Source organism: Brevibacterium sp. JSBI002 (assembly GCF_026013965.1).
Lineage (GTDB): Bacteria > Actinomycetota > Actinomycetes > Actinomycetales > Brevibacteriaceae > Brevibacterium.
In genome coordinates this window covers 2,271,137-2,283,549 of the sequence record NZ_CP110341.1, presented here as the reverse complement: position 1 = coordinate 2,283,549, position 12,413 = coordinate 2,271,137, and the positions used below count along the sequence as shown (strand labels likewise).

The window sequence follows — 12,413 nt, the reverse complement described above, 5'->3', positions numbered from 1 at the left end:
CCGTCCTAAGCATTGTCAACCAACTACGAATTGAGATTGTGAGAGCTACCTCGAGCATCAACATTGAGGGGGCTGTTCCGACGCATCGCTTTTGAGAAGATGAGCTTCGAGCTTGTCGATCAGCTCGAACGAGAATTGGTGGTTTTGATGCGAACTGGCCAGTGCCCTCAGCTGGTCGAATAGCAACGAAGCAGATGCTGCTCGTTGCTCGGCTTCCCATAATTCGGACCAATCGTTGCCTTCGAACCTGCTTCCCTCGGCGAAGATCAGGTACTCCACATCATCAATCCGAATCTCCTGACCGAACCGTTGGGCGATATCCGATGCCCATTCCTCGAGACTGTTGAGGAACTGCTCATAGCTCGGGGTATGCCAGAAGTCGACACGGAGTTTGCGATCTGGAGCATGTTTTCGGAACCATCGGTAGACCACAGCATCCATAACTGGCGCAGGTTCTTGAGGATTGTTCTTCGCTGTGAGGAAGTAGATGTACTTTGTACCGAATGCAGGACCGAGCCATTTGAGAAAAGACCTAGACTCTCCGTTGCGGCGGTCCACAACCAGTTTGAAGGCAGCCAGCCCGCCATCGCGCTGTGCAACCTGCGCAACTTCTAATAGCTCGGCTGCGGCCTCTGGCCGGTCCAAGATTCGACTTGTTCGGAATGGTCCATAGCCGACGAGTCCATGGCCCCACAACATTGCCAACAAGAAAACCTGTACGGCTTCTTCTTCGTTAGTGACTATGGGGGAGAGCTGAACTGCCTGCTTGCGATCAATGGGATCGCCGTTAAGACGATTGAAGAATTCTTTGTAATGCCCCAGCTGGTTCGTCCATGATTTCAGCTTCCACGGGGACGGGATTTGAGTCGGCCGGCCAGCCTTTTGCCAGCGTTCATACGTGGTAATCAGAGCATCTGGAGTAGTCATAATCACAGCTTAGGCACGATTCCTTGAAAACGGGGCCGTAAGGGCAGCGCGATTCAACCGAAGGCACAGGCAGGCAGCGCTGGTTGGTTGTGGCCCGGCTACGGCAGGAATGAACCATGTGACCTCTCTGCGTCAGCGCCTGACGTTAGCCTCACCCTATGACGAACTAGTGACGCTATCGATGAACAGAGGGAGGCGCTTTTGGGATGGCCGAGAACGACTATTTCTTCAAGATTTCGAGGCTGCACCGCGGTATCACCATGCTTGACGAGCGAATCGTAGCCGCGCCTTGGCGAGAGCCACAGCGTGGTGAGAACGACGACAAGTTTGGTGAGCTAGACCTGGTCTCTGGTCCGCTTAATTCGATGAAACTGACTCGTATACTTTCGGAAGGCCAAGTTTCTCTCGCTTCAATGAAGGCATTCCGTGAATCTCTGGTTGCGAAGATGCGCCAGGCGTATCAGAACTTCGCGAATCAAGAGTTGGAGAGCATCTCCGAACTTCAGGCAGGCTCGGCGCTGGGTGGACTTGCTGAACAGTGCGCGTTCGCTATCACTGCGGTGCTCGACTCATTCACTAGTCAGTTCGAGGAGCACATCGAGCGAAAGAACTCGAGCGTGGAGTATCTTTTAGAATTCTCCGATGAGCTCGGCCTGCCGGAGCAGTCTAAGGGTGACCCGGAGCCACTCTCAGGTTTGGACATGGTTCGGTTATCTGAGGGAAGCGGTACACCGTGTAATGGCATCAGAGTTGGCGGTGACGAGGTCAGAAAGATCGACGAGGCGCAAGCGGTCACCGAGTTCGTCAACCAGATCGCGGCCACTGCGAGTGGCTTCATCGGTGAAGCTTCGTCTTCTGAGCGCGCTGAAACCATGGAACGTGAAACGTTCTCAGTGCCAGAAGAACGCGAGTACTCATATGGCGATGAGTATTTGAAGCTTTGGGGACCAGTCGATCGTGCGTTTGGGAGCCACCGATATTGCCGGTGGGGGCCAGCAGCCGGGACTATCGGGTCCACCAGCCACCCACCGACGGTTTCTCACGAATTCAGAGCAGCATGTTCACGCATGTTATGACTGCCAGTCTCGACCCAGATCGTGTTGTGCACGATTCGGTCCATGATCGCATCCGCGTGGACTCCAGACCCCAGTCGTTGATGCCAGTCCTTCTTCGCATACTGGGTACAGAACACCGTCGATGCCGTGTCGTAGCGGCGCTCGAGCAGTTCCAGCAGCATACTGCGCATAGCCTCATCGGGAGGATCGAGTAACCATTCGTCGATGACGAGGACGGTGAACGCGGCGTATTTCTTCAATAACTTCGTCGTGCCCAGCGGTTTGTCCTTTGCTAGTGCCCAGGCCTCTTCCAGATCAGGCATGCGAATGTAGTGAGCTCGGATCCGGTGCTGACAGGCTCGTTTTGCTAGAGCACATCCCAGATAGGACTTTCCCGAACCGGTGAATCCTTGGAACACGACGTTCTGGCCGCGGTCGATGAAGCCGCAGGTTCCTAGCTGCGCGATCACGTTCTGATCCAGTCCTCTCTCATCGACGCGGGACAGTTGCCGCAGGTCCGCTGCCGGGTATCGTAGTCCGGCCCGGCGGATGAGTCCTTCAACTTTGGCATGGTTGAACCTCGAGTGGGCTTCGTCGACGATCAACTGCAGGCGTTCATCGAAGCTCATTCCCATAGTCAGGTCCTCGTCCTGGGACTCGAGTGCCTCCAGCAAAGGTGTCGCACCCATCTCGCGCAGCTTGCGCTTGGTTTCTGTATCGATCGCCGTCACTGTCGGCCTCCTGCATAGTAGGAGGCTCCACGAACGTAACCGCCGTGCTCGACAGGCTGAGCCTCGTCGGCTCTGGTGTGGTCTTGCCCTGTGACCAGGATCGGGTTCACATGCGCATAGCGTGGGGACCTCACCGGACCGGCCAAAGCGATCCGGCAGGCCGCCTCGACCCTTTCAGCAGAGTAACGGCGGGCCAGCCTCAACACCGCCAGGGCCGGGTTGAGTCCTTGCTCGTCGATGGGAACAGACTCGAAAATGCGATCGATGACAACCAGTGCCGATGGACCGATCCGCTCGGCCCACTGGCGGGCTCGCGGTTTGTCCCACAGCTGGTACTTCTCGCCGACCGGCAGGTCGGCCTCATTCGTCCGATACTCATTCGCTGCCGTTACCGGTAGCAGCAGGTGCGTCGTGATCCTCTCATGGCCGGAATAGACCTCAAGACTGCGATCGGTGATTCGCAGATCAACCTTGGCGCCGATATGGGCAAACGGCACTGAATAATAGTTCCGCGCCCAACTGACATGCCCATTCCTGGCCACCCGGCGCCCGTAGACCCACCGGCTGATCTCGTAGGCAACCTGCGGCAATCGCCTCAGCAGTGGCTGCTCATCGGTGGTGAAGACGCTGAGTCTGGAACCTGGCCGCTTCTGGAAGGGCTCGGCGTTATAGGCTGCGACTCGCTCCTCGATCGCCGATGCCAGTTCCGGCAGCGAAGCAAACCGTCGGTCCCGAAGTCCCGCGATCACCCACGTGGCCACATGCCCGACAGTGTTCTCCACACTCGCCTTGTCTTTCGGTGCTCTGATCCGGCCCGGAAGCACTGCCGCCGAATAGTGGGCAGCCATTTCCCGATAAGCATCGTTGAGCACGACCTCACCATCGCGGGGATGAGCGATCACTCCGGTTTTGAGGTTGTCCGGCACGATCCTCGGCGTCGATCCGTCGAAAGCGGTGAACATTGCCACATGCGCCCGCAACCAGGAATCCTGGCTCATATCCAGACTCGGATACACGAACGCGTACCGGCTGAATGGCAGACACGCGACGAACAGATACACGGTCACAGGCTGACTCGCCCCCGACGGATACAGTCGCATCGTCGGCCCCGACCAATCGACTTCGATCGTCTGCGCGGCCTTGTGACCGACTCGGGAAGCGGCGCCAGTGACCAGCACATGACGTTGATAGGTGCGGCAGAACCGGTCGTAGCTCATCGCCGCATCACCAGCAGCAGCGCATGCATCGACATACTCGCCATGGAGGAGCTTCAGCGTCACCCCGACCCGAGCCATCTCCTTATGGATTCGTTCCCAGTCGGGTTGGGCGAACACACTGTGATGGTCGCCGCGGCCCGGGAACAACAGACTGTACACCTCACCATCGGGGCAGTCTTTGACATCATCCCAACTCAGGCCGGCAGCATTCGCGGCATCGAGGACTTGGGTGACAGACTTACGGGACATCGCCTGAGACGATGCAATAGCTCTTCCCGAGAGCCCCTCGGCCCGAAGCTGTAGAACCAGCTTCGCTCTGATCTTGCGTACCATGAATATTCTCCTTCTGCCGCGTGCCCTATACACGCGGCGGAAGGAGCTTATACGTCAGTGGCCCCCATGCACGCCATAGCTGGCCCCGAACCACACGATTATCTGATCAGGCGTCCGGCCCCCGAACCCACGATTGACGGCCCCCAATAAAGCGGATATTCAATGGCGAGGCTATATTCCCGAGTAATGGTGGTGACTACAAGAGATGATTGACGATTCACTGTTCGATCGAACTGCTGAATTGAGCAGCGACCTCAAACAGCTCAAGGCCGACGAACGTTTGCTTTCCGCCAAACTGCCCGCCAATAGGGGGTACGAGACAACGTGCGAAGACGGTTTGGGCTATGACGCTTCGCCCATAGGCGAGTCTCAGCAATCGGTCGACGAGCTTGAGCAACTGAAAGAACTGCGAGCTGAGATTTGGGAGACTCTGGTTGAGCTGGAGTCAGTGTTCGCTGTATTTGCGAAGTCTGAAATCGCGCAGTTGGACGCGCTTTCAGAGGCGATTCCCGGGGGTGTCATCGGCGCGGTTTGCTCTGCGGCAGTGCGAGCCGTGGTCGCTCGATACGTACAGAACTTTGGTTCGCTCCTCAGCAAGAACAACAACGTGGCTCATCTCTTGTTGGAGTTCTCACCGTGCCTGGATCCGGGCGGCCAGTCGGACAGCGGAAAAGCTAAATCAGGCAGGCCTGATGTAAGGGTTCTGCGAGACTACGATAGGACTCGGTACCGCGGGGTGAGCGTCAATGACCAAGAAGTCCGTTTCATTGACGTCGCTATGGCCTTCGATGAGTTTCAAGCGACTGTGCTCAAAGCGGTCGAAGGCTGGAAACAGAAGCGACTCGTTCAGGTGCAACGCAGGGCCGAAGTGCGCAAACAGCTTAGAGAAGTGAACAGACGAAACTGAATGGGGTCGGGTTCTCTGCTTTCAGAGAACCCGACCCCATCCAGTTTGAGCCTCCGGATCAAGCGGTCAGCACAACCTTGCCAGTGGTCTTGCGGCCCTCCAGCGCACGGTGTGCATCCGCGGCTTCGGCCAGGGGGAACGTCGCCCCGACACGGAAGTTGAGCCAGCCGTGCTCGATGCCGTTGAAGAGCATAGCCGAACGCTTTGCCAGCTCTTCCGAGTTGCGAACAAACCAGGCCAGCGATGGGCGGGAGAGGAAGATTCCACCCGAGGAGTTCAGGCGCTGGATGTCGAACGGCGGCACCTGGCCCGAAGCTCCGCCGAAGAGCACCATCGAACCCAACGGCTTGATCGACGCCAACGAGGCATCGAACGTATCCTTACCGACACCGTCATACGCGACATCGACACCTTCGTCATCGGTGAGCTCCTTGACCTTCGCTGTGATGTCGACGCCCTCGCCATAGAGGAACACCTCATCCGCGCCGGCCTTCCGCGACAGTTCCGCTTTCTCATCCGTGCTCACCGTCGAGATGACATTGCCACCCAAGTGTTTGATGATCTGCGTGAGCAATAGACCCACGCCGCCGGCGCCAGCATGGACGAGAGCCGTCTGGCCCGGCTTGATCTCATGCGAACTCGTCGCCAGGTACTGCGCGGTCAGGCCCTGCAGCGGCATCGCCGCAGCCACCTCGGCGGACACGCCTTCCGGTACGCGCAGAAGGAAATCGGAGTTGACGACGACCTGCGTCGCATACGAACCCGGACCCTCGTGCCAGGCCACACGGTCGCCGACCTGCCAGCTCTCAATGCCCTCGCCCACCTCGGCGATATGCCCGGTGCCCTCGACGCCGACGACATGCGGGTACTCCATCGGATAGACACCCGAACGACGGTACGTGTCAATGAAATTTACGCCGGCAGCCTCGACGTTGACGAGCACCTCACCGGGGCCTGGCTTCGGGGTCTCGATCTCTCCGAACTCAAGGACCTCGGGTCCGCCGGCCTGCATTGCACGAACTGCCTGGGTCATGACGCCTCCTGCATATAAATTAATTGCCTGGTATGGTTATACATATGAACGATCTTACGGTTGCCGTCTCCGGTGCCACCGGATACGCCGGGGGAGAGGTCCTCCGGCTGCTGAGCACTCACCCCCACTTGAACGTCACCACGGTGTGCGGACATTCCACCGCGGGTGAGAAGTTCGGCCGACATCAACCCCATCTTCCCCGATTCTCTGACCTCGTGGTCCAAGAGTCCACCGCCGAGGTGCTCGCCGGCCACGATGTCGTGATCCTCGCGCTGCCGCACGGTCAGTCCGGACAGATCGCCGCCGAGCTCGAGCAGTCGAGCCCGGACACCCTCATCGTCGACCTCGCCGCCGACCACCGGCTCATCAGCGCAGCCGCGTGGGAGAAGTTCTACGGCTCCGCACACCAGGGCACCTGGACCTACGGGTTGCCCGAACTCCTCACCGCCGACGGCACCAAACAGCGCGAGGCGCTGAAGTCCGCGAAGCGCGTCGCCGTGCCTGGCTGCAATGTCACCGCAGTGAGCCTCGCCCTCGCACCACTCATCCAGGCAGGTCTCGCCGCGCCGGCCGGGCTCAATGCCGTGCTCGCCAATGGTGTCTCTGGCGCCGGGAAGGCGCTCAAGCCGCACCTCACCGCCGCCGAGATCCTCGGCAACGCCTCGCCGTACGGCACCGGCGGCACGCACCGGCATGTGCCCGAGATCGAACAGAACCTCAACGGAGTCCTCGGCGCCGACGCCACCGATGGCCCCACCCGCATCTCCTTCACCCCGACACTCGTGCCCATGGCCCGAGGAATCCTCGCGACCATCACCGCCGACGCCGGTGAAGCCGCGCCGCGGACCGCCGAGGGACTCCTCGACACTGCCGCGCTCAAGGACCAGCTCGCCGCCGCCTTCGACCAGGCGTATTCCGACGAACCATTCGTCCGTGTCCTGCCCGAAGGCCAGTGGCCGCAGACCGCGGCCACCACCGGGTCGAATGTCGCGCAGATCCAGTTCACCGTCGACGAACGCGCCGAGAAGATCCTCGTCGTCGTTGCACTGGACAACCTGGTCCGCGGCACGGCCGGACAAGCCATCCAATCCATCCACTTGGCCCTCGGTCTCGACGAGACCACCGCCCTTCCGCTGACAGGAGTCGCCCCATGAGCGTCACCGCCCCACTCGGCTTCACCGCCGCCGGACTCACCGCAGGCCTCAAGCCCTCCGGAACCAAAGACCTCTCCCTGGTGATCAACAACGGCCCCGACACCGCCGTCGCCGCCGTCTACACATCGAATCGGTGCAAGGCCAACCCGGTGCTGTGGTCGCAGAAGGCCTCGGCCAACGGGCAGGCCCGCGCCGTCGTTCTCAACTCCGGGGGAGCGAACTGCTACACCGGTGACTTCGGCTACGAGACGACGACGCTGACCGCGCAGACCACCGCCGAACTCCTCACCGACGCCGGCACCACCACCCCGGCCGAAGACGTACTCGTCTGCTCGACAGGCCTCATCGGCGTCGGCGGACAGGACTTCCGCGACTCCATCGTGGGCAACCTCGCCCCACTCGTCGCTGCCGCCGACACGAGCGTCGAAGCCGGACAGTCCGCCGCCGAAGCGATCATGACCACCGACACCGTCGCAAAAGTTGCCACCCGCACCGGTTCCAGCGGGTACACGATCGGCGGCATGGCCAAGGGCGCGGGCATGCTCGCACCGGGACTCGCCACGATGCTCGTCGTCATCACCACCGATGCCAAACTCGACCAGACCACGCTCGACCAGGCTCTGCGTGCCTCGACGAGCCAGTCCTTCGACCGACTCGACACTGACGGCTGCATGTCGACGAACGACACCGTCATCCTCATGTCCTCCGGCGCCCACGACGCCGTCGTCGACACGGACGAGTTCACAACCCTGCTGCGCGAACTCTGCCTCGACCTCATGCACCAACTCCATGTCGACGCTGAAGGCGCCCACCACGACATCGCCATCACCACACGCGGTGCCGCCAGCGAGACCGACGCCGTCGAAGTCTCCCGCTCTGTGGCACGGTCGGCTCTCTTCAAGGCCGCGATCTTCGGGGAGGACCCGAATTGGGGTCGTGTCGTCGCTCAGGTGGGAACCACCTCGGCGGATTTCGATCCCACACAGATCGACGTGATCATCAACGGCGTCCAAGTGTGCACGGCCTCCGGCCCCGACGAAGACCCCGCGAACGTCACGTTCGACCGCACCGTCGACGTCGTCATCGACCTCCACGCCGGTGACGACACCGCCACCGTGTGGACCTCGGACCTCACCCACGACTACGTCGAAGAGAACAGCGCCTACTCCTCATGAACACCCCTGTCGACATGTCCACGAAATCCACGGCCGCCCGGCTCGCCGCCGCCCAGGTCAAGGCCGAAGCGCTCACCGAGGCGCTGCCCTGGATCAAGACCTTCGCCGGCGCCACGATCGTCATCAAATACGGCGGCAACGCCATGGTCTCCCCGGAGCTGCAGCAATCCTTCGCAGATGACATCGCGTTCCTCCGCTTCGCCGGCATCCGCCCCGTCGTCGTCCACGGCGGCGGCCCCCAGATCTCGGCGATGCTCAAACGCTTGGGCATCGAATCCGAGTTCAAGGCCGGACAGCGCGTGACCACCGAGGAAGCCGCCGAGGTCATCCGCATGGTGCTGTCCGGCCAGGTCAACCGCGATATCGTGTCCCGGATCAACCAGAACGGTGACGCCGCGATCGGCCTGTCCGGTGAAGACGCAGACCTCCTTCTCGCGCACAAAACCACCGCCGAGGTGGACGGCGAAGTCATCGACCTCGGCCGGGTGGGCGAGCTCGCCCAGGTGAATACGACCGTGCTCACCGAACTCCTCGACGCCGGCCGGGTCCCCGTCATCTGCTCCATCGCCTCCGAGATCGGGGGAGAAGCGGGGAAGCCGCTGAACATCAATGCGGACCTGGCCGCCTCGGCGGTGGCGAAGGCGCTGAAGGCACACAAACTCATCATGCTCACCGATGTGCCCGGCCTCTACGCGAACTGGCCGGACACGTCCTCGCTCATCTCCCGCATCGACCCGGACAAGCTGCGCGAACTCCTGCCGTCGCTCGATTCGGGAATGATCCCGAAGATGACCGCGGCGCTCGAGGCGATCGAGCACGGGGTCAAGCAGGCCCACATCATCGACGGCCGGATGGCGCATTCCCTCCTCCTCGAGGTCTTCACCTCGGAAGGGATCGGCACCATGGTCGAAGACACCATCGTCGAACCCGCACCGCTGGGCGACGGGCACCAAGCGAACCCCGCCGAGGCGGCCCCGACGGACGGTTTGAACGCTAGCAACGACAGCAACGGAGGACGTTCATGAGTGATCAGACGGGTACGCAGGATTCGGCTGCGCAGGCTTCTGACCAAGCACAGACGTGGCGCGACGATTTCTCGCGGGTGCTGTCCCCGGTGTTTGGTTCCCCGCAGCTCGACATCGTCCGCGGTGAGGGCTCGTACGTGTGGGACGCCTCGGGCAAGAAGTACCTCGACCTGCTCGCCGGCATCGCCGTCAACGCTTTGGGCCATTGCCACCCCGCATGGGTCAGCGCCATCACCGAGCAGGCCTCGACGCTCGGCCACATCTCGAACTTCTTCACCTCCCCAGCCCAGATCGGCCTGGCCGAGAAGCTCCACGAGATCCTCAACCTACCGGCCGGGTCCGCCGTGTTCTTCTCGAACTCGGGAGCCGAAGCCAACGAGGCGGCCTTCAAGATGGCCCGCCGCGCCGCCGGTGGGGGACGGCCCTTCATCATCGCCATCGACGGCGCCTTCCACGGCCGGACCATGGGAGCGCTCGCCCTGACCGCGAAGGAAGCGTACCGCGCCCCCTTCGCACCCGGAGTCCCCGGAGTCGTCCACGTGCCCTATGGGGATGTCGAGGCCCTCGAGGCTGCCATCAACGAGAACACCCCTGCCGTGTTCATCGAACCCGTGCAGGGTGAGGTCGGCGTGCGAACGCATCCGGCCGGCTACCTCACTGCGGTACGGGAACTGACGCAGAAGGTCGGGGCGCTCATGGTCCTCGACGAGGTGCAGTCGGGCATCGGCCGCACCGGTTCCTGGTTTGCTCACCAGGATCCCGAGATCGGTGAGGGCGTCACGCCCGACATCATCACTTCAGCGAAGGGGCTCGGCGGCGGCATGCCGATCGGCGCGACCATCACCGTCGGTGACGCGAATACTGGTCTGCTCGAAGCCGGTCAGCACGGCACGACCTTCGGCGGCAACCCTCTGTCGTGTGCTGCCGGACTCGCCGTGCTCGAGACGATCGAGAAGGACAACCTCCTCGACCACGTCACCGAGGTCAGCGACTGGCTCAAGGCCCAGTTGGCGGAGGTCGACGGCATCGGCGAGATCACCGGCAAGGGACTGCTGCTCGGGCTCGAGCTGACAGCCGGTGCGTCGGGTGACGGCGCGGCCGGACAGACCGACGGCCAGGTCCCGGACTCGAAGGCCGTGGCCGCCCGGGCCCTCGAAGCCGGGTTCATCATCAACCCCGTCGCCCCGGGACGCCTCCGCCTCGCCCCGCCGCTGACCATTACCACCGACGAGCTCACCCCGTTCATCGAGGCCCTGCCCGGCTTCATCACCGGCTGAGCCGCCCCGCGAACCCAGCGCTGATCGCAAACCAGGGTTCGCACGGATCGGCGGGCCGCCTCGGCGCCGGCACCACTCACTCAGACTTTCGAAGGACACGTTATGACACGCCACTTCCTCAAGGACACGGATCTCAGCCCGGCCGAGCAGGCCGAGGTCCTCGACCTCGCCGTCGAACTCAAGGCCGCCCCCTACTCGCGGACCCCGCTGGCCGGCCCGCAGACCGCCGCCGTCATCTTCGACAAGACCTCGACGCGCACCCGGGTCTCGTTCGCCGCCGGCATCGCCGCGCTCGGCGGGCAGCCGCTCATCATCAACCCCGGTGAGGCGCAGCTCGGGCACAAGGAATCCATCGCCGACACCGCCCAGGTGATGTCCCGGATGGTCTCGACGATCATCTGGCGCACCTACGCCCAGGCGGGCCTCGCAGAGATGGCCGAATTCTCCTCGGTGCCCGTCATCAACTCCCTGTCCGATGACTTCCACCCCTGCCAGATCCTCGCCGACCTGCTCACCATCCGCGAACACCGCGGTGACGTGAAGGGCCAGACCATGACGTACTTCGGCGACGGGGCGAACAACATGGCCAACTCCTACGCGTTGGGTGGAGTCAACGCCGGAATGCACGTGCGCATCGCCGCCCCAGCCGACTACCAGCCCGACGCAGCGATCGTCGCCGAAGCCGAAGCCCTCGCGGCCCAGACCGGGGGATCGCTCACCGTCACCGACGACCCGGTGGCCGCAGCCACCGGCGCCGACGTCCTCGTCACCGACACCTGGGTATCCATGGGGCAGGACGCCGCCGGACGCGACGACGAGGCCTCACCGTTCACGAAGTTCCAGGTGAACCAAGAACTCATGAACCTTGGCAACGACGCGATCTTCCTCCACTGCCTGCCCGCCTACCGCGGCAAAGAGGTCACGGCCGAGGTCATGGACGGCCCCGCCTCGGTGGTCTTCATTGAGGCCGAGAACCGCCTCCACGCGCAGAAGGCACTCATGACCTTCCTCCTGGAGCGATGATGGCCGAGACGAATAACAGTGCGCCGCTGACGAAGACGGCCCGACAGCAGAAGATCATCGATCTCATCACCCGGCAGTCCGTGCGGTCCCAGATCGAACTCGCCGAGGCGCTCGCGACGCAGGGCATCACCGTGACCCAGGCAACCCTGTCGCGCGACCTCGCCGAGGTGGGGGCCGTGAAGATCCGGTCCACCGCAGGATCCGTGTACGCCGTTCCCGGTGAGGGCGGGGACCGGTCCCTGCAACAGTCGACGGGGGAGAGCCTCGACGCAAAGCTGCCGCGGATCCTCGAGGAACTGCTCGTCTCCGCGGTGTCTCAGGACAACACGGTCGTGCTGCGCACACCGCCGGGAGCCGCACAGTATCTGGCCTCGGCGATCGACCGATCATCGATGGTCGGGATCTTCGGCACCCTCGCAGGCGATGACACCGTGCTCGTCATCGCCGATGCCGCCGTCGGGGGAGCGGCCCTGGCCGAAACCTTCCTCGAATACGCAGCGGGCGGGCTGGCCGAGGGGTGAACCTCGGTCGGTTGGACCTGGAATTGGGTGTGCCG

General features: G+C 62.5%; 12 protein-coding genes. 8 read left to right on the top strand and 4 right to left on the bottom strand.

Translation table 11 applies throughout. From position 1 onward, the window contains the following. Window positions 1-57: 57 nt before the first annotated feature. Window positions 58-927 (bottom strand): hypothetical protein, encoded by an 870-nt coding sequence (locus tag LJ362_RS10420; RefSeq protein ID WP_264798994.1) that lies wholly within the window; start codon window positions 925-927, stop codon window positions 58-60. A gap of 206 nt (window positions 928-1,133) precedes the next feature. Here LJ362_RS10420 and LJ362_RS10415 point away from each other — a divergent pair, with 206 nt between their 5' ends. Beyond that, window positions 1,134-2,003 (top strand): hypothetical protein, encoded by an 870-nt coding sequence (locus tag LJ362_RS10415; RefSeq protein ID WP_264798993.1) that lies wholly within the window; start codon window positions 1,134-1,136, stop codon window positions 2,001-2,003. Here the strand turns inward: LJ362_RS10415 and LJ362_RS10410 are convergent. Then, complete coding sequence (locus LJ362_RS10410) at window positions 1,967-2,713, bottom strand: ATP-binding protein (RefSeq protein ID WP_283255771.1); 747 nt, start codon at window positions 2,711-2,713, stop codon at window positions 1,967-1,969. The genes LJ362_RS10415 and LJ362_RS10410 overlap by 37 nt on opposite strands. Beyond that, entirely contained in the window at window positions 2,710-4,263 is a 1,554-nt protein-coding gene (istA, locus tag LJ362_RS10405) for an IS21 family transposase (protein WP_264798992.1), read from the bottom strand. Before istA ends, LJ362_RS10410 begins: the two co-directional genes overlap by 4 nt. A gap of 205 nt (window positions 4,264-4,468) precedes the next feature. On the opposite strand from istA, the gene LJ362_RS10400 reads away from it, so the two are divergent. Then, entirely contained in the window at window positions 4,469-5,170 is a 702-nt protein-coding gene (locus LJ362_RS10400) for a hypothetical protein (RefSeq protein ID WP_264798991.1), read from the top strand. Between the two features lie 58 nt (window positions 5,171-5,228). On the opposite strand, the gene LJ362_RS10395 is transcribed toward LJ362_RS10400, so the two are convergent. Further along, window positions 5,229-6,203: a quinone oxidoreductase family protein gene (locus LJ362_RS10395; RefSeq protein ID WP_264798990.1), complete on the bottom strand. Its 975-nt coding sequence runs from the start codon at window positions 6,201-6,203 to the stop codon at window positions 5,229-5,231. 44 nt (window positions 6,204-6,247) lie between these two features. Here LJ362_RS10395 and argC point away from each other — a divergent pair, with 44 nt between their 5' ends. The 6 genes from argC (at window position 6,248) to LJ362_RS10365 (ending at window position 12,378) form a co-directional block, all read left to right on the top strand. Further along, a complete protein-coding gene (gene argC, locus LJ362_RS10390) occupies window positions 6,248-7,357 on the top strand; it encodes an N-acetyl-gamma-glutamyl-phosphate reductase (RefSeq protein ID WP_264798989.1) in 1,110 nt (369 codons plus the stop codon). Continuing rightward, on the top strand, window positions 7,354-8,532 hold the full coding sequence (gene argJ / locus LJ362_RS10385) for a bifunctional glutamate N-acetyltransferase/amino-acid acetyltransferase ArgJ (protein WP_264798988.1): 1,179 nt from the start codon (window positions 7,354-7,356) through the stop codon (window positions 8,530-8,532). The genes argC and argJ overlap by 4 nt, the downstream gene beginning before the upstream one ends. Then, on the top strand, window positions 8,529-9,557 hold the full coding sequence (gene argB, locus LJ362_RS10380; RefSeq protein ID WP_264798987.1) for an acetylglutamate kinase: 1,029 nt from the start codon (window positions 8,529-8,531) through the stop codon (window positions 9,555-9,557). The genes argJ and argB overlap by 4 nt, the downstream gene beginning before the upstream one ends. Then, on the top strand, window positions 9,554-10,834 hold the full coding sequence (locus LJ362_RS10375) for an acetylornithine transaminase (protein ID WP_264798986.1): 1,281 nt from the start codon (window positions 9,554-9,556) through the stop codon (window positions 10,832-10,834). Before argB ends, LJ362_RS10375 begins: the two co-directional genes overlap by 4 nt. A gap of 102 nt (window positions 10,835-10,936) precedes the next feature. Beyond that, window positions 10,937-11,857, top strand: coding sequence for an ornithine carbamoyltransferase (gene argF, locus LJ362_RS10370; protein WP_264798984.1), 921 nt, complete (start codon window positions 10,937-10,939; stop codon window positions 11,855-11,857). Continuing rightward, the gene (locus LJ362_RS10365; protein ID WP_039206772.1) at window positions 11,857-12,378 is read left to right on the top strand and encodes an arginine repressor; all 522 of its coding nucleotides are present in this window, start codon (window positions 11,857-11,859) and stop codon (window positions 12,376-12,378) included. Before argF ends, LJ362_RS10365 begins: the two co-directional genes overlap by 1 nt. Window positions 12,379-12,413: the final 35 nt, after the last annotated feature.